Raw genomic sequence first — 22,780 nt, forward strand, 5'->3', positions numbered from 1 at the left:
GCCATGCTAAAATTTATAAAAGGCCATATGGAAAGTATTGAAGGTATTGAAATCTATCCAATGATTTCGCTTCTTATCTTTTTTATCTTCTTTGCCGCATTATTCTGGTGGGTTTTCACCGCAAAAAAAGAGCATATAAAAGAAGTAAGCCAAATTCCATTAGAAACTGAAAACGAAAACGTGTTATGAGAAGTACTGCATCCTATATAAGAATTATTGCTTTTCTATTCCTAGCATACTTATTAATAGAATTAACCGTAGAATCAGGAGAACAATCTGCATTTATAGCACAACCTCTCACCTGGTTAGTATTAGGAATGGTTTTACTGTTTATTATAGCAATAGAAATTAGTTTAGAAGCATTAAGAAGTATCCTCTTTCGTTCTTTAAAACCTGATGCGCAAGAACGCTACATTCTGGCAGAAAAAGCTAAAAAAGAAAAACAATTTAAATGGATTAAAAGCATCTATTTAAAGCTCCTCGACAGTAAACCTGTAGAAAGTGAAGAAGAAATCATTTTGGATCACAACTATGATGGGATTAAAGAGCTCGATAATAATTTACCACCATGGTGGGTGTATATGTTTTATGCTACAATTATATTTGGTATAGTCTATTTAGTTCGCTTTCATGTATTTAATGAATATACCCAAGCAGAAGAATATGAAACTGAAGTAGCCGAAGCGAAAATTGCAATCGAAAAATACAAAAAAACGGCTAAAGATTTGGTAGACGTAAATACGGTTACATTACTAACAGATGCTTCTGATATTAGTGCAGGTAAAGCCGTTTATACAACCAATTGTGTCGCTTGTCATAAGGCAGATGGTGGTGGTGGTATTGGACCAAACCTTACCGATGAACATTGGATTCTGGGAGGAGGTATCAAAAATGTGTTTAGAACAATTTCTGAAGGAGGTCGAGATGGAAAAGGAATGGTTGCTTGGAAACAAACTCTAAAACCTGTTGAAATGGCACAAGTAGCGAGTTACATCATCACATTAGGAGGTACAACTCCAGCCGAACCAAAAGAAGCACAAGGAGAAATATGGACTGATCCCGATATACAGAAATAAAAAAGTAGAAGGAAGAAATTCCTGAATCTGTTTCGGATTTAACAACTGTAGTACTGAACGAATAAAATCAAAACCATTGGAAACACCCGAAAACGAAAGATTTAGAGATTCTATCGGCACCATAAACGAAGAGGGTAAACGTGCATGGGTGTATCCCAAAAAACCTAGTGGTAAATATTACGATTATCGCAAATGGGTGAGTTATGGATTATTGATATTTCTGATTTCTGCTCCTTTCATCAAAATTAACGGTAACCAGTTCTTACTATTTAATGTCCTAGAACGTCGTTTTAACATTTTTGGAGCACCATTTTGGCCACAGGATTTTCATTTGTTTGTGATATCAATGCTCATTGGTGTTATATTTATAACTCTATTCACCGTTGCTTTTGGTAGGATATTTTGTGGATGGATATGCCCGCAAACGATTTTCATGGAAATGGTTTTTCGAAGAATAGAATACTGGATCGAAGGCGATCGTGGAAAACAAATACGCCTGAACAAACAACCCTGGAATGCAGAAAAGATTCGAAAACGTATCCTTAAATGGGTTATATTTTTTATTATTTCGTTTTTAATTGCAAATATATTTTTAGCCTATTTGATCGGAAGCGACGTATTATTACGATATATCATTGATGGACCACTACAACATATAAGTACCTTAATCTCCTTACTTATATTTACGGCTGTCTTTTATTTTGTATTCGCTTGGTTTAGAGAACAGGTTTGTATTATTGCATGCCCCTATGGGAGATTACAAGGTGTATTACTCGACTCTAAATCAATTGTAGTTGCTTATGATTATAAGCGTGGAGAGAAAGAAGAAGGAAGAGCCAAGTTTAAGAAAAATGAAGACCGCCCTTCTACCGGAAAAGGAGATTGTATTGATTGTTTTCAATGTGTACATGTTTGTCCGACAGGAATTGATATCCGTAACGGCACACAGCTAGAATGTGTAAATTGTACGGCTTGTATTGATGCCTGCGATCATATGATGGAAAAGGTAAACCTTCCTAAAGGATTAATACGATATGCCAGTGAAGATAACATTGCTAAAAAAGCAAAATTTAAATTTACCCCAAGATTAAAAGGATATAGCGCTGTTCTGGTAATTCTAACTGGTGTTTTACTAGGAATGTCGTTTCTAAGAAACGACGTAGAAGCAAATATCTTACGACTACCAGGGCAATTATACGAGAGAAAAGAGAATAATATCATTAGTAACGTATACACCTATAAACTGGTTAATAAAACTACGGCAGAAATTGAAGATGTTCGTTTTGAATTGATGTCCCATAAAGGGAAAATAGAACTAGTCACTCATAAGAATTTTAATGTTCCTAAACAAGGAATTGCCGAAGGTACTTTGTTTATTGAAATTAATGGTGCTGCTCTAAATGGGGATAGTGACCGATTAAAAATCGGAGTATATAGCAACGACAAATTAATCGAAACGACAACCACCGCATTTTTAGGACCTAGAAGTTATAGATAATAAAAAGTATAAATTATAGTGGATTGTAGCCTTTGCCTGAATGACAAGTGTATTTTGATATTTTGTTCCTTTTCATCATTCTGGCATAGGCCCAACCCATAACCGAACTAAAGAAAAATATTATGAAAATAAACTGGGGAACCGCCATCGTATTAGTATTTATAGGGTTTATCTCTTTTATCCTATATTTTGTTGTAAAAATGAATATTAATTCAGACTATGAACATGATTTGGTAACAGAAGATTATTATAAGCAAGAACTCGCTTTTCAGAATGAAATCAATGCTGAAAAAAACTCAAAAACATTACTAAAAGATGTTATAGTTAAAAAAACGGCAGTAGGTCTAGCCATCTCTTTTCCAGAAGATAAAAACTACAATGATATTTCTGGCACTATATCCTTCTACAGACCATCGAATAAAAAGTTGGATTTCGAAATTCCTATTTCACTCTCTGCTTCAGAAGTAATAATTGAAGATAAGAATCTATTAGAAGGACGTTGGAACATCACCATCGATTGGAAATACGAAAACATTTCATATTTGTTTAAAAAATCATTTACATATTAAAAAATGCTTATCTCTGCACTCATACTTGGTCTATTGGGTAGTTTTCACTGTGTGGGAATGTGCGGCCCTATTGCCTTTATGTTGCCGGTAAATAAGTCTAATACTACTCAAAAATTCTTCCAGGTATTTCTGTATCATTTTGGGCGATTATTATCCTATAGCATCATTGGATTATTCTTCGGAATCATAGGAAAGAGTTTAAATCTTTTCGGGTTACAGCAAAAGTTATCTATTGCAGTTGGGGTTTTGATGATCATAATTGTAATGATCCCTTATCAAACTTTTTCTAAATACAATTTCTCAAAACCGATCTATAAAATTATCTCCAAAGTCAAAAATGCTTTGGGCGAAGCCTTAAAAAAGAAAACACCAGATACTTTTCTTTCTATTGGTTTCTTAAATGGTTTTTTGCCCTGTGGTTTGGTGTATATGGCTGTTTTTGGAGCCATTGCCTCTGGCCATATCCTTAAAGGTAGTTTATATATGACTTTTTTTGGGTTAGGAACCATACCCTTAATGACAATGGCTGTATATGCCGGGAATTTTTTAACCCGAAAAGCACGACAACACGTTCAAAAAATTATTCCAGTGTTTGTAGTCATAATTGGGCTATTATTTATCATACGAGGTCTTGGATTAGGCATACCATATCTTTCTCCCAAACCTGTAACCGAAATAGTTTCTGCAAATTTTGAGTGCCACTAACTACAGATTTTAGTGGATTATATTTTAATTATAATAGCACATTTAAGGTCTGTATTTTTATAGTACTATGACCCCTAACAAAATACCCTTCTCTACTTGCCAAAACACATATTGTAACCTTTGTTACCAAAACAAAGAATGAAAAACGTTAAATTTATGAGGTAAAACAGTAAATGTTTGCCAAATGAAAAGACGAAACTTTGTTAAAAAAGCAGTACTAAGTTCTATGGTAACAGTCATAGGATATGATATTGTTTTTGGAGCCATAATGCCCGAAGGATATGAACCACTAGCATTGCAGGGTTCAGATCCTTATAAAATGTTCAAAAAAGATAAAGAAATGGTAATCTTAAATGATAAACCATGGAACATTGAGGCTAAAGCTCATTTATTGGATGATAAAATAACTCCTAATAAATATATGTTTATTAGAAACAATGGTCTAATTCCTAATACTATAAATGCCAAAAATTGGACATTAACTATTGATGGAGAATCTGTAGTCCAAAAGAAAACATATACGCTTGCCGAATTAAAATCAAAATTTAAACAATATACTTACCAACTAACTTTAGAATGTGGTGGTAACGGTCGTAGTGAATTTGACCCTCCCGCAAAAGGCAATCAATGGACTGTTGGAGCCGTATCTTGTGCAAAATGGACAGGCATTAGGTTACGAGATCTTCTTGAAGATGCAGGTATAAAGGACAATGCAGTGTATATTGGCTATCATGCTATCGACACTCATTTAAGTATGGATCCCAATAAAGAACCTATATCCCGAGGAGCTCCAGTAGCAAAAGCTCTTCAAGATGAAACATTATTAGCCTTTAAAATGAACGGAGAAGATATCCCATTGGCTCATGGGTATCCTTTACGTTTAATTGCTGGAGGATGGCCCGCTTCTGTTTCTGGTAAATGGATCAACAGAATAAGTATTCGTAATAAAATACATGATGGCACCAAAATGAAAGGCACTGCATATCGAGTCCCTTGTGAACCAATATCACCTGGCAAAAAAGTAAGTGATGAAGATATGTGTATCATAGAATCGATGCCTGTAAAATCTTTGATTACATATCCCAAATCAGGAGCAATGATTAATAAAGGGGAAAAATTAAATATCAGAGGGCATGCCTGGGCTGGCGAATTGGAAGTCGGTAAAATGGAATATTCGATTGATTTTGGATCAACATGGGAAAAATGTTCAATAGAAAAACCTGTAAATCGACTTGCCTGGCAACATTTTTATGCGACTATTGATTTCCCGAAAAAAGGATACTATGAAGTCTGGGCACGTGCCACAGACGTACAAGGCGTTAGCCAACCCATGATTCTACCTGGCTGGAACCCAAAAGGGTATCTAAATAATGCATGTCATCGTATTGCAGTAAAAATCATATAAATGGAACAGCAAAAACAATTTAAGCACTATGTAAAAGCCATTTATCGCCTTCTGGTGATACTGTTCTTTATGGTGGGAATAATTACTATTGGTGGGATTTATCTTCTTATTGATCCAACATTGTCTATTTTTAAAAAAAACGAACCCAATTCAATATACCTTACAACTACAGAAGAAAATGAAGATAAAATTGAAAATGGAATACACTTAAGAACTGGGCTGGTAGACGCCGAAGGATTAATGGAAGTAGTAAATAATTGTACTAATTGTCATTCGTCTAAGCTCATTATGCAAAACAGAATGACTACAGAACGATGGATAACTACAATACGTTGGATGCAAGAGACTCAAAATTTATGGGATTTAGGGAGTAATGAAAAAATTATTGTAAATTATCTCGTTGCTAATTACCCTCCCAAGAGAAAGGGAAGACGTGAACTATTAACAAATATTGAGTGGTATGATTTACAGGATTAGCAGGATAATAATTTTAGGAGCACTATTTTTTTCCTGTACAAAATCTAAGGATAAAGTAAAGGATGTGATTTCTACAGAAACCAAAATAGATACAAAAACTTATTATAGTTCTAAACATCTAATAGAAGCCGAAGAACTAGTATCTCTTTCTAAACAACAACATATAAAAATAATAGATTTTAGAAAAGCAAAAGATTATGCCAAAAATCATATTAATGGGGCGATAAATATCTGGCGTGCAGATATAGAAGATTCTTCATATCCTTATAACGGGATGATGGCTAAAAAAGAAAGAATTGAGCAATTATTTAGTAGATTAGGTGTTAAAAATAACGATACCTTAATAGTATATGATGATAGAGGATCTTGTGATGCTGCTCGCTTTTGGTGGGTACTTAAAAATTATAATTTTCAATCTGTAAAAATATTAAACGGAGGATTAATCTCCTGGGAAAAAGCAGGGGGCTCGATTAATAATCATACTGTATCGATTACTCCTTCAACTTTTACACTTCCTAATAATAATACTTTTGAACTATATATTAGAAAAGAAGAAATCATTAAAGCCATAAACTCTAGTAAACAAGTCGTTATTCTAGATACCAGAAATATTGAAGAATTTAGCGGTAAAAGACAAAAACAAGGAGCTTTTAAAGCGGGAAGAATTCCTAAAAGCATACTCATCGATTGGGCAGAAACCATAGATCATCAAGGAACACACAAATTTAAATCTTATGATAATTTAAATATGATTTACAGTAGAATGAGAGCTTCAAAAACAGATACTATCATCACATATTGTCATAGTGGAGTGCGCTCAGCACATACTACCTTTGTACTCACAGAACTGTTAGGTTACAAAAATGTGAAAAATTATGATGGCTCATGGATAGAATGGAGTTATTTTGATGTTCTTCCATTTGAGCAAGATAGTACGACAACAATAAAGAATTAATTAGTTATGGAAAAATATATAAACGCATTTACCGACTCTTTTATAGGTAATGTACAATGGACCTGGAGATCAATACTATTTGAGGTTCCCTGGTACATGAATTATTTCTGGGGCCTTATTATTATATCACTATTAGTGTGGGGGTTAGAAGTTGTTTTTCCGTGGAGAAAAAATCAATCCATTTTCAGAAAAGATTTTTGGTTAGATGGTTTCTATATGTTTTTTAATTTTTTCCTTTTTGCCATTGCCATAAGTGGTTTTTATAAGCTACTTGAAGTGACCTTTATAGATATTGGGATTTCTGCAAAAACATTAACCATAATTGATGTTTCTAATCTTTCTACGTGGGCACAACTTCTATTATTTTTTGTTGTGCTAGACTTTGTACAATGGTTTACACATATCCTACTTCATAAGTATCCTTTTCTATGGAAGTTTCATAAAATACATCATTCTGTTAAAGAAATGGGATTTGCCGCACATCTAAGATATCACTGGATGGAAAACATTTTCTATAAACCACTTAAAACTATTGGTGTAATGGTTCTAGGTGGTTTTGAACCAGAGCAGGCTTACATTGTACATTTTCTGGCCATTACAATCGGTCATTTTAATCATTCGAATATAAAGATTACCTGGGGACCGCTTAAATACATCCTCAATAACCCGGTCATGCATTTATATCATCATTCTTATGTATTACCAAAAGGCTCTTACGGTGTAAATTTTGGGATTAGTTTAAGCCTTTGGGATTATATTTTTAAGACCAGTTATATCCCCGAAGATAGCGGGACAATAGCATTAGGGTTTCCTGGGGATGAAAAAATCCCAAAAAATTTCATTGGTCAAATCATCTATGGTTTTAGAACATCAAAACAGAAAAAAGAATAGATTTTCAAGCTTTTAAGATAATTATACGGTCATCGAAAACAACATAGTCTCTGGTATTTTGCGTTGTAATCTCAGATCAAAAGCCATACAAATATTGCGAACAAAGGGACGACCTTTTTCTGTGACATGAATATGAGAATCATTAATCACCAATAATTGATCTGCTTCTAATTCTTTTAAGTTCTGTAACACCTCTGGTAGTTCTTTAAAATACATATGATCATCCTCCCATTTGGTGCTAAAATGACACATCAAATTAAGAATATGCTTGCGTATAATCTGATCTTCTATGGTTAAAATATGCCCTCGATACACGGGAATAATACCTTCTTTTACCAAATGCTGGTACTCTTCTACTCCTTTTACATTTTGGGCAAAACCATACCAACTATCACTAATTGCAGATACTCCTAAACCAATCATTGCATGTGTTTTGGAGGCAGTATATCCCATAAAATTACGATGCAGAGTTTGATTTTTCATAGATTGGTATAGCGAATCATTTTTTAAGGCAAAATGATCCATCCCGATTTCTACATAACCTACTTCTGATAGCAATTTTTTCCCTACCTCATATTGTTTTCGTTTTTGCTCTCCTGTTGGGAGATCTGATTCGTTAAAACCACGTTGCCCATTACCTTTTTGCCATGGCACATGTGCATAACTGTAGAATGCCAACCGATCGGGCAGTAGCTCTTTTGTCTTTAGGATAGTATGAACAACTGCTTCCTGAGTCTGAAAAGGCAGCCCAAAAATGATGTCATGTCCTACCGAAGTAAAACCAATTTCCCTAGCAGTCTCTGTCACATATTTTACATTCTCAAAAGGTTGAATTCTATGAATTGCTCTCTGAACCGTTTCATTATAATCCTGAACTCCAAAACTTACTCTTCTAAAACCAACATCATACAATGCCTGCAAATGTTCTCGAGTTGTATTATTGGGATGTCCTTCAAAACTTAATTCACAATCTTTTGCTTGTTCTACTCCCGAGAAAATACCATTAATTAAATACTGTAAATTATCTGGTGAAAAAAATGTAGGTGTGCCTCCTCCCAGGTGTAATTCTTTTATTTTAGGTTTAGTCTCAAAAATCTTAAGGTACAATTGCCATTCTTTTAAGATTGTATTTATATAAGGTTCTTCTACATCATGCCGTTTTGTAATACGTTTATTGCATCCGCAAAATGTGCACATACTTTCACAAAATGGCAGGTGAATATATAAACTAATCCCTTCTTCTTCATTACTTTCTACAAATGATCGTTGTATAGAAGTTGTCCATTTTTTTAATGAAAAAGTATCTATATCCCAATAAGGAACAGTAGGATAACTTGTATATCGAGGTCCCGGAATATTATATTTATGAATTAAATTTGCGCACATTTTTTTTGTTTTTAGAACTATTCTTAGTTGTCAAGATGGTTAGCTTCAACTTAATTGGTTATATAAACCGACTATTTCTTCTTTCTTCATTTATAAGTCACTCATGCAATACCAAAAAAGGAATAGTAATGTGATAACTTATTTTTTCGACTGTAGGGTGAAACAAAATACGTTGGAAGAAATTAAGGTTTTTGGCAATCATAGTAATCATATCGATGTCTCGGCTTTCAACAAAACATTGTATAGCCTCTTCGATATTGGGGTTAGACAGGAAGTGAAAACTATGCTCTATTTCATCAATAGAATCATCTAGAAAGTCTTTATTTTTTCTTTGTCGATCGGTTAATTCTTGTTCTTTTTTGGCAACATGCAAAACCCGTAAAGCGGCTTCATTTAACGTAAGAGTATCCATAATCGTATTTAATACCCTACTTTTGTATAGCATATTATAATCTGTGGGAAATGCAATTTCTTTAGGTTTGGTATACTTGGCTTTTTCGGGTATTACCAAAACCGGGCATTTTACTTTTGTGATTACATCTCCTGTATTACTACCTATGGTTTTTTCTTTAATCCCCGAAGCACCTTTGGTTCCCATAACGATAAAATCAATATTCTTTTCTTTGACCTGTTTTCTAATTGCATCTACAAAAAAGATATATTCATTAATTGTGAAAAAGCTATGTTTTGTATTTAAAGGTAGTTTCTCTATTTTTTTAAGCAATAATTGCATTTGCTCTGTATCGCTTTGAGTGCTTTTTTCTAAGACTGTTTTTTTTGAACCATAAAAAGAATCTCCTCCTATCATTTCTTCAAAGGGAGAGACATGTAACAAATAAAAATTACATTTCACCCTTTTAAAAAATGATAATGCGTATGTAATCGCATTCCACGAATTTTCAGAAAAATCTGTAGGGATCAGGATGTTCTTCATTTTTAATACTTTCTAATACAGCAAATGTATTAGGATGTACTCATGAAAAATATGACAAAAATCAGTTTGGGTGCTTTTGTATTTTTATTCTACTAACTGAAGACCAGGTAAATCCAAAATTTTTATGTTACGCCCTTCAATTTCAATCAATCCATCTTTTTTAAAACTGGATAGTGTGCGTATCAAACTTTCTGTCGCAATCCCGGCAACACTAGCCAAATCATTTCTGGATATTTTTATACTATCTTTAGGTTTTTTATTCAATACATCGGCAAATTGAAGTATGGTTTGAGCCGTTTTTTTACGTACCGAGCTATAGGCCATTTGTAATAATTGCTCTTTGATATCAGAAAGATTATCGGTAAGTAACTCCATTAATTCAAGAGAAATATTTTTACTCTTTTCTAATATCTCTTTTAGGTTATTCTTTGATATTCCTGCTAATTCTGAATCTTCGACTGCTGTTGCCGATTCTAGATATGGAGTATTATCTATAAACGAAGTGAACCCCAGGAAATCATCGGTTTTGTATAAAGTAGTGATTAATTCTTTACCATTCTCATCCATTTTATGACTTTTAACAACTCCTTTTAAAATCAAATATATGTTATTAGAATGTTCTCCTTCTTCATAGATTACTTCTCCTTTTTTAAATTCAGAAATTTCACCATGATCATCAAAAAAATTCTTAAGCTCATGTAAATTTCTAAGTCCGCTATCTTCAGAAGTATTTGTTGCCGAAGTAGAAAACTCTTGATCTTTAACAATTTTAGAGAGTAATGCTGCTTTTGCAAGACGACTTTCGATTGCACTCAATAGTTCTTCTTCTTCAAAAGGTTTGGTTAGATAATCATCTGCTCCCAGATCCATTCCTTTTCGAATCTCTTTGTGTTCTGTTTTTGCAGACAAAAATATAAAAGGAATATGATTGGTTGCTATATCATAGGATAGTGCTTCAAGTACTCCATATCCATCAACCTCTGGCATCATAATATCGCAAACAATGATGTCTGGCTTTTCTTCTTTTGCTTTGGTAATACCTACTTTTCCGTTAGGAGATGTGATTACTTTATAATCCGAAAGCTCTAACAGTTCTGCGGTATTTTCTCTAAGTGCCGTATCATCTTCGATTAAAAGAATAGTTTTCATGATTCGTGAGTATTGGTTGTAGGTATTGTAACAATAAATGTAGACCCTTGATTTTCCTTACTTGTAAAAGTAATACTACCCCCTAGGTTTTCCAAATGACTTTTCACAATATTTAACCCAATACCTGTTCCTTGATCTAATAAGGCATTTTCTGCCCTAAAATATCGTTTAAAAATAAAGTCTTGTTCTTTTTTAGGAATACCAATACCTTGATCAATAATCTTAAATGTAAGGATATCATCCTCGAAACATACCTGCAAATCAATTACTGTATGTTCTCCAGAATATTTGATAGCATTATTGATTAGATTTGTAAGTACGAGTTCTAAAATCTTTTCATCAAACTCTATAACGTAATCATCAATATCCTTAGGGTAATTTATTCTCTGTCCGTCTTTAAGTAACATATTAGCATCATAAACCACTTCATTAACCACTTTACTAAGAGGGAACTGGCTATACTTATAAGTTACTTTTCCTGTTTCGAGACGTTCAATAGATAAAAAATCATTAAGGATATTATCCAGGTATTTCACTTTATTTTTTATGGTATCGAGATGCTTTTCTCTTTTTTCCTGTTGCTCGGTTTTAGTGTATTTTCCGGTAAGCGTGGCCGAAGTAAGAATACCACTTAACGGTGTTTTAAATTCATGTGAAACAAGTGAAAGGAACTTTGTTTTTAACTCACTTAAATCTCTTTCCTTTTTTAAAGATTCTTTAGTTTGAGCTTCGGCTTCCATACGAAGTTTTACTTCTTCTTTTAATTCTTGTATGGTATGATGCAGTTCTACTGTACGTTCTTCTATTTTTTGCTCTAGCTTAGCATTTAAATCTTGTATTTGCTGTTCTTGTTGTTTTCGAAGTGTAATATCGATAACAAGAGCCATTACATAATTATTACCATAAATTGCAAATGGGTTTAAGCCTGCTTCTACAGGAAATACCGAACCGTCTTTTCGTATTCCAAAAAGATCTCGCCCTGCACCCATATGTCGCTTTTCACTATGATCTACAAAGCCTTCAAAATGCTTTTTGTGACCGTGATGGTATTTTTTTGGTATCAGGGTATTAAGGTGTTTTCCTATCAACTCATCAGTCTCATAACCAAAAATAGTATTAGCAGATCCGTTAGTTGCCACTATTGTTTGTTTCTCATTCACCACAATGATACCTTCTGAAATAGCCTCAGAAAGTAATTTGAAAATGTTATTGTCTTTTTCGAAAACTTTCATGCTTCAAAAGTAATCATTTTGATTTGTTACCAGAACTGATTTATGTCATAAAAAATATGACTCAGTCTGATTACATTTATATTCATTAACCGATAATTTTTTATGATATGAATACTGCTCAAAATACAGGAATTATATTTTATCAAAACCTTGGCAAGCTATTTTATGCAATTGCTGCGTCGGATAAAATAGTTCGTAAATCAGAATATGATTCTTTACGAAAAATTGTAAAAACAGAATGGTTAAAAGTAGATGATATTGAAGATGAGTTTGGTGTTGATGCTTCTTTTCAAATCGAAATCGTTTTTGACTGGCTTGACTATGAAGAATTGAGTGCAGAAGAGTGTTTTATTCAATTCGAAACCTTTTTTAAAGAACACCAATCTCGTTTTACAGATAAACTAAAACAATTAATCTGGAGTACAGCTAATGCTATTGCAGGCGCATTTTCTGGTAAAAATAAATCCGAATTAATGATGCTGGGGCGATTAAAATTAATCTTTGAAAAACAGTAACTAATTTTTGATTAGCATATGGAGTTTATTGATTACTATAAAATATTAGGGGTTTCAAAAAATGCTTCAGATAGTGACATCAAAAAAGCGTATAGAAAATTGGCCAGAAAATATCATCCTGATTTAAATCCTAATGATGAAGAAGCTGAAAAAAAGTTTAAAGAGATTAATGAAGCCAATGAAGTATTAAGTAATTCCGAAAACCGAAAAAAATACGATCAATACGGTAAAGATTGGAAACATGCTGAAGAGTTTGAAAAAGCCAAACAATCACAGCATCAATACAAAAGTACCGGGCAACAACATTACAGAAATCATTCAGAAAGTGATTTCTCTGACTTTTTTGAATCTATGTTTGGAGGCTCAAGAAGAAGTGCAACATATGGCAGAACCCGATATAGAGGTGAAGACTACAATGCAGAGCTACATCTTAATTTAACCGATGTCTATAAAACACATAAAAGAACGCTAACTGTTAACAAAAAAAATATTCGAATCACAATTCCTGCAGGAGTTGAAAACGGACAAATTATAAAAATCAAAAACCATGGAGGCTCAGGAATCCAAGGTGGACCTAATGGCGACCTGTATATCACTTTTGTTATCGAAAACAAAACTCCTTTTAAACGCAACAAAAGTGATCTTTATTTACATGTTGATATTGATCTATACACAGCAGTCTTAGGCGGTGAAATTATGATTGAAACTCTTGACGGAAAAGTAAAACTAAATGTAAAACCTGAAACTCAGAATGACACCAAAATAAAACTAAAAGGAAAAGGATTTCCTATATATAAAAAAGAAGGACAATTTGGAGATCTCTTTATTACATATGCTATCAAGATCCCAAAAAACCTGTCAGAACAACAAAAAGAATTATTTAGAACATTATCCAAGCTTTAAATGTATTATAATGACTAAAGGACATCTTATACCAGTATTAGAATTCTGCACACGCCACGAGATAGAATTCTCTTTCATAAACTCATTACATGAGTTTGGATTAATTGAAATTATTACGATTCGGCAAACTGCATTTTTAAACTCTGATGAATTACCCAGGCTCGAACAAATTATACTTTTCAATAAAGAATTAGAAATTAATCTCGAAGGTGTTGAAGTCATCATGCGTTTGCTAGAACGAGTTCATCAAATTCAAAACGAAATGAATATACTTAAAAATAAATTAGGACTATACGAAAATTAGCTTTCATAGCGATTCAAAAACTTAATCTGTATAGATCAACTTTTTTAAAAAGTAGTTTAATTACAGGTTTTTTAATTACACACTACATAACAAAAGGTGGGTTTCATTCGAGACTCGCCTTTTTATTCGTCGACCAAGCTGATCAATATCATATTTTTTGATGGTTCGCTATCTTACTTTTATATGAATTAAAAACTTTCGTATGAAAACTCTTATCACTTGTATTGTTTTTTTAAGTTTCATCGCTTGTAAAAAACAAACGCCTATTCAAAAATCATCAGAGCAAAAAGAAACTGAGCAACAACATACAGAACAAAAAGCAGAAGATACTGTATCTGTTTTTTCTGAAGAAAGCCTGGAGTTAGATCAGGAAAAAACAAAAGCCATAAAAAGAGAACGATTAATCACTGCCAAAGATGATAAAACTCAATTACAGGAATTAGTAGTTTCTAAAAGCTTCTTAAAAGAAGAAGATCTTTATGTTTTAGATTACCAATACCCGTACCTAAATGAGAAAATTGATCCTTTATACTCGGTATTTAATGATTTTATTTCAGAAAACTATCTGAATATTGAAAAAACCGAAAATCAAATTCTTGAAGACAAAGAGTTACTTTGTGATACCTTAAAAATTAATAGGTTTAGAGATAAAAGAATTATTGATTATAAAATCTATAGTGTAAAAAGTGATCGTATTAGTGTTGTCCTTTACAAAGAGAATTATTATTCTGGAATGTTATATTCTACATATCTCTTTGATTGTGTAAACTTTGATCTTAAGAAACATAATTTCATTTATTTTGATGATTTCTTTGAAACTGGCTCAGAAGAAGAAGTGTTTACTACTATAAATACAATTATAAAGGACGGTATTAGTTCTGGAGAATTGTATTATGACTGTTGGGAGCTTTCAAAAGGGGATTTTAAAGCTTATAAAAACAATTTTGTGGTAAATGATGATACCGTAGAATTTTATTTTGATGATTGTGTTATTTGCCCTTCCTATACGGGAACATATTCTATAGAAATCCCCATTAAAGACATAATGCATCTTATCAAAAAATATAATGACCGCCCGATAGTAAGTTAATTTCTTTAATTAAAAAATTTCTCGACTCATTATTATAACTTAGCAATTAAAAGAGGATAGATGAAAAGTAGTTTTAACAATATCATAGAATCAAAAACACCTGTGTTAGTAGATTTTTTTGCAGATTGGTGCGGCCCCTGTAAAATGCTTGCTCCTATTCTTAAAGAGGTTAAAGATGAGCTAGGAGATACGATCAAGATTGTAAAGATAGATGTTGATAAAAATCAACCTTTGGCATCAAAATATCAGGTTCGAGGTGTTCCTACAATGATTTTGTTTAAAGATGGTAAACAACTTTGGAGACAATCTGGAGTATTGCAAAAAAATGATTTGATTGGCGTAATAAATTCACATCAATAACCATGGCACTCAATACATATATAGATCACACATTATTAAAAGCGAATGCTACAGTTGATGATATTAAAAAACTTTGTGCAGAAGCAAAAGAACATCATTTTTATGCAGTTTGTGTGAACAGTTATTATGTTGGTTTGGCAGAGAGTGAATTAATGCACACAGATGTTAATATAGCTGCCGTGATAGGTTTTCCTTTGGGAGCTACCATCACCAAAGCAAAAGTATACGAAGCCCAACAATGTATTGATGAAGGGTCGAATGAAATTGATATGGTACTCAATATCGGACTATTAAAATCTGGATATTATAAAATTGTAGAAGAAGAAATAAAAGCAATAAAAAAAGCGATTGGAAAGCATGTTTTAAAGGTAATTTTTGAAAACTGCTATCTCACAGACGAAGAAAAGAAAATCGCCTGCCAATTATCCCTTAATGCTGGAGCAGATTTTATAAAAACATCAACAGGTTTTGGCACTGGTGGTGCTACTATAGAGGATGTACAACTTATGAAAAATGAAGTGAAAAATGCAATGCAAATAAAAGCTTCTGGAGGAATCAGGGATGCAGAAACAGCAAAACAATATATTGATTTAGGTGTATCCAGAATAGGCACCTCATCTGGGATCACTATAGTAACTTCAAAATAAAACAAGATGAGTTTACATATTGCAGCACAACCGGGAGACATAGCAGAAACCGTCTTATTACCAGGAGATCCTATGCGTGCAAAATGGATTGCACAAACCTTTCTCGATAATCCGATCTGTTATAATGAAGTTAGAGGAATGCTAGGGTATACCGGAAGTTACAAAGGTAAATCTGTCTCTGTACAAGGAACCGGAATGGGGATTCCTTCTGCTCTAATCTACAGTCATGAACTTATTAATGACTATGGGGTTAAGAATTTAATTCGCGTAGGCTCGGCAGGTTCATATCAAAAAGATATTAAGCTTAAAGATATTGTTATTGCAATGGCCGCTTCTTCTACTTCGAATATCAATACTGCCAGATTTATAAATTCGGACTACTCTCCTACTGTAGATTTTGAATTATTTATGAAAGCAATACGATATGCAAAAGATAATAACATTCCTATTAAAGCCGGAAATGTATTATCTTCTGATGAATTCTACGAAGATGATCCTAATTCATATAAGCGTTGGGCAGAATTTGGAGTGCTTTGTGTCGAAATGGAAACAGCTGGATTGTATACTATTGCGGCAAAACATAATGTTAAAGCTTTAGCCATTTTAACGATATCTGATTCATTAGTCACAGGAGAAAAAACTTCTTCAGAAGAAAGAGCAACTACTTTTAATAAAATGGTTGAAATTGCTCTGGGAACTCTTTAAAATACTTTATAATAAAGCAATAGTTACCTCACAGGCTTAAAAACCTGTGAGGGTTATTGTTTTAGATTTTAAATGTAATCACAGGCTTATTTGCATGGTTTGCAATATCCTCACCTATACTTCCATTAAAGAAATGTGCCAAACCACGACGGCCATGGGTCGGAATCGCAATGATATCTGCATTGATCTTTTTACAATAATTAAAAACTCCGCTTTCTACACTGTAGTCATTAAAGTAGATTACCTTATCATACATATCCAGATTACCAGAATCTGCTTTAAAAAGAAATTCTTTTACTCTTTCTTCTATTTGATCCGAACTTCTAAATTGTTCTCCTGGTAGATTAACATATAGCAAATGTATATTAGCATCCAGAGCATTAAATAACTTCATCGCATTGTGATATGCTTTAATATTTTCTATTTTAAAATCACAGGCAAATACAACTTCTTTTAAAGCAAAGTTATCTACAGGGTTCTTTATAACCAACACAGGAATATCTGATGTACGCACTACTTTTTCTGTGTTTGATCCTATAAACACTTCTTCTCGCAAACCACTAATACCATGGGATCCCATAACGATAAGATCTGCTTCATTTTCATGAGCAACTTCATTAATTTCACTAAAAATCTTATAGTTTTGTACCGTCTCTGTAATTTTAATACCTTTTAGGTATTCTTTATCTAGAAAGGTACTAAACCTTTTTTCGGCGAGTTTCATATAATACATCGCTTCATTTGCCTCCTGAGTTTCATTTTTAATTAATACGGCTTCAGACAATCCCAGCATATGCAATACTATGATTTCAGCATTTTGTTGTTTCGCTAATAATGCCGCAACCTGTAATGCGTATTCTGAATATTCTGAAAAGTCTACGGGTACAAGAATTTTTTTCATGATTATCTGTTTTTATACTATCAAAATTAGAAGATGTTATTGCCAATTAAAATGATAATTATCATATCAATACAATACATAACATGTCTTAAAAATAATTTTTATAGTATCTTTAAATACTACTACAGACAATGCAAAAACATTATAACATCACAGTAAAAGGAAAAGTCCAGGGAGTTTGGTATCGAAAAAGCACCCAGGAAAAAGCCAGAATACTCCAAATTACAGGAAACGTAAGAAACCTACCTAACGGAAATGTTTACATAGAAGCCGAAGGAAATAAAAACCAACTTAACCTCTTATTAGAATGGTGTGCTATAGGCCCAGAATTTGCAAAAGTAGATGATCTATCTTTTGAAGAAGGTGACTTGCAACTTTTTAAAAGCTTCGATATTTTGCGTTAGATAATCTTTATTAATTAAATCATAAATTAATTTAAGATCTTGTTAAGTATGACATTTCTCATTTTTAACCCTTTTAATGGGTGGTATTTTTAAGCTATAAACTTAAAAAAATGTGCTTATGTATATGTTTAATAGTCTTCCTTTTGTGAGAATCATATCATAAGTCTTTCTCTTACTTAAATTAAAAATATTAAAATTATGGAATCAACAGAAATAGAGACAAATAGCATACCTAGAATAGGCGATGATGCACCAGATTTTGAAGCATTAACCACACACGGTAATTTAAAATTTTCTGAGTTTGCAGATGGAAAATGGGCGATCTTGTTTTCGCATCCAGCAGATTTTACACCAGTATGTACGACAGAATTGAGTGGTTTTGCAGAAAGAAAACAAGAATTTGAAGCTCTAAACACTAAACTTATTGGTCTAAGTATTGATAGTATTCATTCTCATCTGGCTTGGGTAAATAATGTAAAAGAAAAAACCGGAGTATACCTTGATTTTCCAATAATCGCAGATCTGGATATGAAAGTCGCCAAACTATATGGCATGTTACAACCTAATGAAAGTGCAACAGCAGCTGTACGAGCCGTATTTTTTATAGACCCATACCAAAAAATCAGACTTATTATGTATTATCCTCTTAATGTAGGGCGTAATATGGATGAGATCCTTAGAGTATTGCAAGGTCTACAAGTGTCTGATGAGCATAAAGTAGCTTTACCACTGAATTGGAAAAAAGGAGATAAAGTAATCGTTCCTCCTCCAAAGACGTTGAAGCAAATGGAAGAGAGAATACAGGATACATCTTGTGAAAAAGTAGATTTTTACCTTGCCAGAAAAGAATTAAATCTCAACTAAATACGTAGCTAAGAACATAACCAAACCTCCTACATTTTATATGCTTGGGAGGTTTTTGATTACTAATAAACAGAGGTCATAACTATTTAAAAAACAACAAAGCCTACTAGAACCCATTTCTAGCAGGCTTTGTCAACTAACCAATCAATTATTGAAAAAACTTAGCATTATATGCAGCTCAATAAAACTGCATTACTTTTTTATTTTTATTTTTTGCCAATTCGTATCAGCTTTCTTTTGCAACTTTGGAGCATCTTCATTTATCCATTTATCCAGTGTATTAATCCCCCACGAATTATAAAATAAGTATAACTTACCATCTCTTACTTCAAAGGTTTTAGGATTAATATCCACTTTTTCACTATTCACTGCTACAGCATAGGCACAATACCCACCATACTGTGGAACATATTTATCGGGATTGTTTTTAAATTTCTCCAAATTTTCCTGACTTGCAAATTTGTAGTTTACTTTATCATGAGTTGCTATAAACTTACTATCTCCCTTAACTGCCTTATTGCTAAAGTATTCTGTAACATCATATCCTTCTGCTACAAAATCTTTATTAGTATTATAATCTACTTGCTGAGCACTTACTGTTGCTACAAAGGCAAAGAATAGTATAGCTATGTATGGTTTCATGTATTAGTTTTATTACGCTCTTATCCATTAAGTCGTAAAAAAACCTAATCATTACACTTTTAACATAATTATAGGATGTTTAAGCTATTATAGTAGAAAATTAGTAGTTTCTGGATACGGTATTAGAGCACTAATCAATAGACTAATGCTATCTTTTGCTATTAAGGTAATCGATAACAATGTAGCAGTAACTACCACAGCAGAAGCCACATTATTTTGTTGAATATCTTTAAATTCATTTACACCTTTGGTAAGAGCAGAAAAAAGTAAAAAAACCGAAGTATTAATAAGCAAAGCAAATATAAATCCGATACATAGATATAAGCCAGAATATTGAATAATTTCTCCAAACGCAATTTCATTTTCTGCAGACATCGATAGTCGAATCATATTTGTTATCGATGGGATAATCTCCCCGAGAATCATACCTATCGATAAAATAATTCCTGCTGCAAAAACAGAAAAAGCCATATTATCTTCTCTAAAGGAGATATTCTTAAAAAATACTCTTTGCAAGATTTTAAAAGAAATAAACAGTATGAGTACAGAAACGACAATAGCAAGTACAATTTCTATAAAAGCAAGGGTTAATAGTTTCGTTTGCATGAGTTTTAGGTGTTAGTTAGTACAATATACCAATGATTTACGTTACCAAAATTTTTGGGTAATGTGCCAATGGTAAAATGTTTATTTGTGGTCTCCCATAAATAATATCGTTTTCCATTCTGCACTTTATATATTCCTTTTGCCGGAATGTGTAACCCAAGAACAGAGTGCTTATAATAATCGCTATTAAGAATAGCTACATCATATCCAAAATGACTAAGAATAGCATAAATAATTACAGTTCTGGTATCACAATCTCCTTTTAGATTTCCCATAAAACCTACAGGATTTTGGATTCCGAACGGAATATTACCAATACAACAATCAGAACATTCTTCTAATATCACCCGAATAGATTCTTCATATTTTTCTGGAGACTCACAATCATTTTCAAAAACAAAAGAATACGGGATATCTTGTATAAACGTCACTACCATTTCTGCAAACTCAAATTGATTTAGTTTGTTCGAGTTTTTAATAGCCGTAAGTTCTTTAAGAATTAAATCTAGTCTTGGCGTATCAGAAGTTGCAAGATATTGATACAACTTACCCCAGGATTCCTGTTTATGTTTTTGTACGGTATTAAAATATTCTTTTCTAGAAGAAAAATAATCCTTTTCCCGAACCGAAAACTTTCCTTTAAAAGTGTTACCATAATTATCTGTCCATTGTCGATTCTGCCGTAATAGTACTATAGAATCTCCTTCTTCCAGAGCTTTCTCTCGATAAATATATTCTGAAATATCAGATTTTTGGCTTTCTATAGATATCGGAATAGTATCCAACATATGTCGTAATCCTAGTATAGATCCCAAAACAAAAGTACTGTACACTATATAACGCCATTGAAATCTTTTTTGATTACTATCTAATTTCCCTAATAACCACGAAAGCAATAATAACACTAATGCAAAGGCCCAGAATAAAGAAATAGAGAAAAAAGCTTGTACAACACTACTGCTCACCAAAGAGATTAATATGATCGCCGGAAACGAAAAACAACCTAATTTCTTTTTAATTGCCATATTTATAGTGCCATTAAATTACAGCCTCTGATATCACTATGATCAAATCTACCAATAATTTCGAAACTCCCATCGGGATACATTTTACCTAAATCCTGAGTAGCGATAAAAGAACATGAATTTATATTTGCCAGATCTATAACATTTATACCTCCTGTTTTATTAACTCCTAATGGAGTTAAAGCATCTTCGGGATTTCTGATCGAAACTTTCATCCAGGGAGGGCAGTAAAAAAGTCCATCTTTTTTAGAATAGGCTTGCGATAATAATTCTGTCATCCCATATTCGCTATGAATCTGAGAAACTCCAAAATCATTTTTAAGAACCTTATGTAATTCTTCACGAATCATTTCTTTTCTGCGACCTTTCATACCACCAGTTTCCATAATTATTGATGTCTCATTTAATCGTACATCATAATTCTCAACAAGATCCAATAAAGCAAACGAAACTCCCAGAAGTAGTATTTTTTTATCTTCTGCAATAAGTTGTCGAAGGGTTTCTACCAATTTTTTAGTATCATGCAAATAAAACCCACTTTCGGGATGATTACTATCATTGATTAATTTTTCGGCCATATATACCAAAGAAGAGCCATCTCTTTCTAAATAAGAAGGTAGTAATGCTAATACTATATAATCAGTAATATCACCATAGAAATGTTGAAATCCTTTTCTAAAACTTCTTTCATACACTGTAAGATCACTAACATGGTGTTTACTAGTCACATTACCTGTTGTACCGCTACTGGTAAAAATTTTATGTATGGAAGCTCTAGTGCTTACAATTTTCTCTTGTTTAAAGAATTGGATTGGCAAATATGGAATATCATCAATACATTTTACTGAAGTTTTTGCTATTCCTAAAAGATTACAAAACCTCTGATATGTTATATTGTTGCTGTATTGATGTCTAAAAATATGTAGGGCCGATCTCTCAAAATCTGTGTTGTTTTGAATAGAAAAAATAGTATCAGCCTGCATAAGATTTGTTCAACAAATTTTGTAGAACAAAGGTATAAAAAAGAGTGCCTTTTTAGTCTTGTTTTTTTAGATTATAAAAAACAAGAGGGCTAAAAAGAAAGTATTTTAAATCAAAAATTATTTAATAATGAGTTTTTTGGTAGCTTTAAGTTCACCTTCGGTTACTTTAATCACATATATCCCAGGATTTAAATGGGTAATATCTAATTCTCTACCAATTAAAACTTTAAAAAGCACTTTTTCTCCTAAAACTGTAAAAATTGAAACTGTCTTGGTAAGGTTTTTAGTAGAGGTAATGTATAATACACTTCCAGCAGGTGCTGGATTGGGGAACAAACGCAATCCTTCGATTTTTATGCTCTTCGAATCTTGTGTTTCGGCTATATCAGACTGTGCTTGGATTCCTGGAGCAAAGGAAAAGCAGATGAGACTAATACATGTAAGCAGCAAGTAGATTTTTTTCATACAAAAATTTATTTTGGGGCAATAAATATACAACATTAAAATTAAAAACATTACAAATTATTAGCTTACTTGTGTATAAACCCCAGATT

28 protein-coding genes are annotated in these 22,780 nt (G+C 32.7%); 18 read left to right on the top strand and 10 right to left on the bottom strand.

Annotated elements, in window-relative coordinates; translation table 11 throughout:
- Positions 1–3: 3 nt before the first annotated feature.
- From NNH57_RS14725 to NNH57_RS14765, 9 genes are all read left to right on the top strand, one after another.
- Positions 4–189 carry a CcoQ/FixQ family Cbb3-type cytochrome c oxidase assembly chaperone gene (locus NNH57_RS14725; RefSeq protein ID WP_024768152.1) on the top strand — a complete coding sequence of 62 codons (186 nt, stop codon included), beginning with the start codon at positions 4–6 and terminating at the stop codon, positions 187–189.
- A complete protein-coding gene (locus NNH57_RS14730) occupies positions 186–1,076 on the top strand; it encodes a cbb3-type cytochrome c oxidase N-terminal domain-containing protein (RefSeq protein ID WP_074407083.1) in 891 nt (296 codons plus the stop codon). Before NNH57_RS14725 ends, NNH57_RS14730 begins: the two co-directional genes overlap by 4 nt.
- Positions 1,077–1,152: 76 nt before the next feature.
- Positions 1,153–2,574, top strand: a complete 1,422-nt coding sequence (gene ccoG / locus NNH57_RS14735) for a cytochrome c oxidase accessory protein CcoG (protein WP_074407082.1) — start codon at positions 1,153–1,155, stop codon at positions 2,572–2,574.
- 122 nt (positions 2,575–2,696) lie between these two features.
- Positions 2,697–3,143, top strand: coding sequence for a FixH family protein (locus NNH57_RS14740; RefSeq protein ID WP_074407081.1), 447 nt, complete (start codon positions 2,697–2,699; stop codon positions 3,141–3,143).
- Between the two features lie 3 nt (positions 3,144–3,146).
- On the top strand, positions 3,147–3,848 hold the full coding sequence (locus NNH57_RS14745; protein ID WP_108809159.1) for a sulfite exporter TauE/SafE family protein: 702 nt from the start codon (positions 3,147–3,149) through the stop codon (positions 3,846–3,848).
- Between the two features lie 184 nt (positions 3,849–4,032).
- On the top strand, positions 4,033–5,253 hold the full coding sequence (locus NNH57_RS14750) for a sulfite oxidase (protein WP_074407079.1): 1,221 nt from the start codon (positions 4,033–4,035) through the stop codon (positions 5,251–5,253).
- Positions 5,254–5,730 (top strand): monoheme cytochrome C, encoded by a 477-nt coding sequence (locus tag NNH57_RS14755; protein WP_074407078.1) that lies wholly within the window; start codon positions 5,254–5,256, stop codon positions 5,728–5,730.
- Positions 5,714–6,685 (top strand): sulfurtransferase, encoded by a 972-nt coding sequence (locus NNH57_RS14760; RefSeq protein ID WP_082994802.1) that lies wholly within the window; start codon positions 5,714–5,716, stop codon positions 6,683–6,685. Before NNH57_RS14755 ends, NNH57_RS14760 begins: the two co-directional genes overlap by 17 nt.
- Before the next feature lie 6 nt (positions 6,686–6,691).
- Positions 6,692–7,576, top strand: coding sequence for a sterol desaturase family protein (locus NNH57_RS14765; protein WP_074407077.1), 885 nt, complete (start codon positions 6,692–6,694; stop codon positions 7,574–7,576).
- A gap of 21 nt (positions 7,577–7,597) precedes the next feature.
- Here the strand turns inward: NNH57_RS14765 and hemN are convergent, their stop codons facing one another.
- The 4 genes from hemN to NNH57_RS14785 form a co-directional block, all read right to left on the bottom strand.
- Positions 7,598–8,962: an oxygen-independent coproporphyrinogen III oxidase gene (gene hemN / locus NNH57_RS14770; protein ID WP_074407076.1), complete on the bottom strand. Its 1,365-nt coding sequence runs from the start codon at positions 8,960–8,962 to the stop codon at positions 7,598–7,600.
- 97 nt (positions 8,963–9,059) lie between these two features.
- Positions 9,060–9,896, bottom strand: coding sequence for a universal stress protein (locus NNH57_RS14775; protein WP_108809160.1), 837 nt, complete (start codon positions 9,894–9,896; stop codon positions 9,060–9,062).
- 84 nt (positions 9,897–9,980) lie between these two features.
- Positions 9,981–11,045: a response regulator gene (locus tag NNH57_RS14780; RefSeq protein ID WP_074407074.1), complete on the bottom strand. Its 1,065-nt coding sequence runs from the start codon at positions 11,043–11,045 to the stop codon at positions 9,981–9,983.
- Positions 11,042–12,277 carry a PAS domain-containing sensor histidine kinase gene (locus NNH57_RS14785; RefSeq protein WP_074407073.1) on the bottom strand — a complete coding sequence of 412 codons (1,236 nt, stop codon included), beginning with the start codon at positions 12,275–12,277 and terminating at the stop codon, positions 11,042–11,044. The genes NNH57_RS14780 and NNH57_RS14785 overlap by 4 nt, the downstream gene beginning before the upstream one ends.
- A 107-nt stretch (positions 12,278–12,384) precedes the next feature.
- Here NNH57_RS14785 and NNH57_RS14790 point away from each other — a divergent pair, with 107 nt between their 5' ends.
- The 7 genes from NNH57_RS14790 to deoD all read left to right on the top strand — a co-directional run bounded on the left by NNH57_RS14790 (position 12,385) and on the right by deoD (position 16,801).
- Positions 12,385–12,792: a hypothetical protein gene (locus tag NNH57_RS14790; protein ID WP_074407072.1), complete on the top strand. Its 408-nt coding sequence runs from the start codon at positions 12,385–12,387 to the stop codon at positions 12,790–12,792.
- A gap of 18 nt (positions 12,793–12,810) precedes the next feature.
- Positions 12,811–13,695, top strand: coding sequence for a DnaJ C-terminal domain-containing protein (locus NNH57_RS14795; RefSeq protein WP_108809161.1), 885 nt, complete (start codon positions 12,811–12,813; stop codon positions 13,693–13,695).
- Between the two features lie 10 nt (positions 13,696–13,705).
- Positions 13,706–13,999, top strand: coding sequence for a chaperone modulator CbpM (locus tag NNH57_RS14800; RefSeq protein ID WP_074407070.1), 294 nt, complete (start codon positions 13,706–13,708; stop codon positions 13,997–13,999).
- 202 nt (positions 14,000–14,201) lie between these two features.
- Positions 14,202–15,089 (top strand): RsiV family protein, encoded by an 888-nt coding sequence (locus NNH57_RS14805; protein ID WP_108809162.1) that lies wholly within the window; start codon positions 14,202–14,204, stop codon positions 15,087–15,089.
- Positions 15,090–15,149: 60 nt separating this feature from the next.
- Positions 15,150–15,449 carry a thioredoxin gene (gene trxA / locus NNH57_RS14810; protein WP_108809163.1) on the top strand — a complete coding sequence of 100 codons (300 nt, stop codon included), beginning with the start codon at positions 15,150–15,152 and terminating at the stop codon, positions 15,447–15,449.
- Between the two features lie 2 nt (positions 15,450–15,451).
- Positions 15,452–16,096 carry a deoxyribose-phosphate aldolase gene (gene deoC / locus NNH57_RS14815; RefSeq protein ID WP_108809164.1) on the top strand — a complete coding sequence of 215 codons (645 nt, stop codon included), beginning with the start codon at positions 15,452–15,454 and terminating at the stop codon, positions 16,094–16,096.
- Between the two features lie 6 nt (positions 16,097–16,102).
- On the top strand, positions 16,103–16,801 hold the full coding sequence (gene deoD / locus NNH57_RS14820; protein WP_108809165.1) for a purine-nucleoside phosphorylase: 699 nt from the start codon (positions 16,103–16,105) through the stop codon (positions 16,799–16,801).
- Positions 16,802–16,862: 61 nt separating this feature from the next.
- Here the strand turns inward: deoD and NNH57_RS14825 are convergent, their stop codons facing one another.
- Entirely contained in the window at positions 16,863–17,702 is an 840-nt protein-coding gene (locus tag NNH57_RS14825) for a universal stress protein (RefSeq protein ID WP_074407065.1), read from the bottom strand.
- Between the two features lie 131 nt (positions 17,703–17,833).
- Between NNH57_RS14825 and NNH57_RS14830 the strand changes: the two genes are divergently transcribed.
- Together NNH57_RS14830 and NNH57_RS14835 are read left to right on the top strand one after the other, a co-directional pair.
- Positions 17,834–18,106 carry an acylphosphatase gene (locus NNH57_RS14830; RefSeq protein ID WP_074407064.1) on the top strand — a complete coding sequence of 91 codons (273 nt, stop codon included), beginning with the start codon at positions 17,834–17,836 and terminating at the stop codon, positions 18,104–18,106.
- A 198-nt stretch (positions 18,107–18,304) separates the two neighbouring features.
- Entirely contained in the window at positions 18,305–18,970 is a 666-nt protein-coding gene (locus NNH57_RS14835) for a peroxiredoxin (protein ID WP_074407063.1), read from the top strand.
- Between the two features lie 192 nt (positions 18,971–19,162).
- Here the strand turns inward: NNH57_RS14835 and NNH57_RS14840 are convergent, their stop codons facing one another.
- The 5 genes from NNH57_RS14840 to NNH57_RS14860 all read right to left on the bottom strand — a co-directional run bounded on the left by NNH57_RS14840 (position 19,163) and on the right by NNH57_RS14860 (position 22,691).
- A complete protein-coding gene (locus NNH57_RS14840; protein ID WP_108809166.1) occupies positions 19,163–19,612 on the bottom strand; it encodes a YHS domain-containing (seleno)protein in 450 nt (149 codons plus the stop codon).
- An 87-nt stretch (positions 19,613–19,699) separates the two neighbouring features.
- Positions 19,700–20,218 carry a DUF350 domain-containing protein gene (locus NNH57_RS14845; RefSeq protein WP_074407061.1) on the bottom strand — a complete coding sequence of 173 codons (519 nt, stop codon included), beginning with the start codon at positions 20,216–20,218 and terminating at the stop codon, positions 19,700–19,702.
- Positions 20,219–20,223: 5 nt separating this feature from the next.
- Positions 20,224–21,243, bottom strand: coding sequence for a hypothetical protein (locus NNH57_RS14850; protein ID WP_074407060.1), 1,020 nt, complete (start codon positions 21,241–21,243; stop codon positions 20,224–20,226).
- Between the two features lie 2 nt (positions 21,244–21,245).
- Positions 21,246–22,226 (bottom strand): LuxE/PaaK family acyltransferase, encoded by a 981-nt coding sequence (locus NNH57_RS14855; RefSeq protein ID WP_108809167.1) that lies wholly within the window; start codon positions 22,224–22,226, stop codon positions 21,246–21,248.
- A 117-nt stretch (positions 22,227–22,343) separates the two neighbouring features.
- Positions 22,344–22,691: a T9SS type A sorting domain-containing protein gene (locus tag NNH57_RS14860; RefSeq protein WP_074407058.1), complete on the bottom strand. Its 348-nt coding sequence runs from the start codon at positions 22,689–22,691 to the stop codon at positions 22,344–22,346.
- Positions 22,692–22,780: the final 89 nt, after the last annotated feature.

Source organism: Aquimarina spinulae (assembly GCF_943373825.1).
Taxonomy (GTDB): Bacteria; Bacteroidota; Bacteroidia; order Flavobacteriales; family Flavobacteriaceae; genus Aquimarina; species Aquimarina spinulae.

What these genes read in the sequence shown, in the direction of transcription:
- NNH57_RS14760 (WP_082994802.1), top strand. Translation starts at nt 5,714, where the DNA reads ATGATTTACAGGATTAGCAGGATAATAATTTTAGGAGCACTATTTTTT.
- NNH57_RS14740 (WP_074407081.1), top strand. Translation starts at nt 2,697, where the DNA reads ATGAAAATAAACTGGGGAACCGCCATCGTATTAGTATTTATAGGGTTT.
- NNH57_RS14730 (WP_074407083.1), top strand. Translation starts at nt 186, where the DNA reads ATGAGAAGTACTGCATCCTATATAAGAATTATTGCTTTTCTATTCCTA.
- deoC (WP_108809164.1), top strand. Translation starts at nt 15,452, where the DNA reads ATGGCACTCAATACATATATAGATCACACATTATTAAAAGCGAATGCT.
- NNH57_RS14775 (WP_108809160.1), bottom strand. Translation starts at nt 9,896, where the DNA reads ATGAAGAACATCCTGATCCCTACAGATTTTTCTGAAAATTCGTGGAAT.
- NNH57_RS14790 (WP_074407072.1), top strand. Translation starts at nt 12,385, where the DNA reads ATGAATACTGCTCAAAATACAGGAATTATATTTTATCAAAACCTTGGC.
- NNH57_RS14835 (WP_074407063.1), top strand. Translation starts at nt 18,305, where the DNA reads ATGGAATCAACAGAAATAGAGACAAATAGCATACCTAGAATAGGCGAT.
- hemN (WP_074407076.1), bottom strand. Translation starts at nt 8,962, where the DNA reads ATGTGCGCAAATTTAATTCATAAATATAATATTCCGGGACCTCGATAT.
- NNH57_RS14845 (WP_074407061.1), bottom strand. Translation starts at nt 20,218, where the DNA reads ATGCAAACGAAACTATTAACCCTTGCTTTTATAGAAATTGTACTTGCT.
- NNH57_RS14765 (WP_074407077.1), top strand. Translation starts at nt 6,692, where the DNA reads ATGGAAAAATATATAAACGCATTTACCGACTCTTTTATAGGTAATGTA.
- NNH57_RS14795 (WP_108809161.1), top strand. Translation starts at nt 12,811, where the DNA reads ATGGAGTTTATTGATTACTATAAAATATTAGGGGTTTCAAAAAATGCT.
- NNH57_RS14800 (WP_074407070.1), top strand. Translation starts at nt 13,706, where the DNA reads ATGACTAAAGGACATCTTATACCAGTATTAGAATTCTGCACACGCCAC.
- NNH57_RS14780 (WP_074407074.1), bottom strand. Translation starts at nt 11,045, where the DNA reads ATGAAAACTATTCTTTTAATCGAAGATGATACGGCACTTAGAGAAAAT.
- NNH57_RS14805 (WP_108809162.1), top strand. Translation starts at nt 14,202, where the DNA reads ATGAAAACTCTTATCACTTGTATTGTTTTTTTAAGTTTCATCGCTTGT.
- NNH57_RS14755 (WP_074407078.1), top strand. Translation starts at nt 5,254, where the DNA reads ATGGAACAGCAAAAACAATTTAAGCACTATGTAAAAGCCATTTATCGC.
- NNH57_RS14860 (WP_074407058.1), bottom strand. Translation starts at nt 22,691, where the DNA reads ATGAAAAAAATCTACTTGCTGCTTACATGTATTAGTCTCATCTGCTTT.
- NNH57_RS14840 (WP_108809166.1), bottom strand. Translation starts at nt 19,612, where the DNA reads ATGAAACCATACATAGCTATACTATTCTTTGCCTTTGTAGCAACAGTA.
- NNH57_RS14750 (WP_074407079.1), top strand. Translation starts at nt 4,033, where the DNA reads ATGAAAAGACGAAACTTTGTTAAAAAAGCAGTACTAAGTTCTATGGTA.
- deoD (WP_108809165.1), top strand. Translation starts at nt 16,103, where the DNA reads ATGAGTTTACATATTGCAGCACAACCGGGAGACATAGCAGAAACCGTC.
- NNH57_RS14785 (WP_074407073.1), bottom strand. Translation starts at nt 12,277, where the DNA reads ATGAAAGTTTTCGAAAAAGACAATAACATTTTCAAATTACTTTCTGAG.
- NNH57_RS14830 (WP_074407064.1), top strand. Translation starts at nt 17,834, where the DNA reads ATGCAAAAACATTATAACATCACAGTAAAAGGAAAAGTCCAGGGAGTT.
- NNH57_RS14855 (WP_108809167.1), bottom strand. Translation starts at nt 22,226, where the DNA reads ATGCAGGCTGATACTATTTTTTCTATTCAAAACAACACAGATTTTGAG.
- NNH57_RS14850 (WP_074407060.1), bottom strand. Translation starts at nt 21,243, where the DNA reads ATGGCAATTAAAAAGAAATTAGGTTGTTTTTCGTTTCCGGCGATCATA.
- trxA (WP_108809163.1), top strand. Translation starts at nt 15,150, where the DNA reads ATGAAAAGTAGTTTTAACAATATCATAGAATCAAAAACACCTGTGTTA.
- NNH57_RS14725 (WP_024768152.1), top strand. Translation starts at nt 4, where the DNA reads ATGCTAAAATTTATAAAAGGCCATATGGAAAGTATTGAAGGTATTGAA.
- NNH57_RS14825 (WP_074407065.1), bottom strand. Translation starts at nt 17,702, where the DNA reads ATGAAAAAAATTCTTGTACCCGTAGACTTTTCAGAATATTCAGAATAC.
- NNH57_RS14745 (WP_108809159.1), top strand. Translation starts at nt 3,147, where the DNA reads ATGCTTATCTCTGCACTCATACTTGGTCTATTGGGTAGTTTTCACTGT.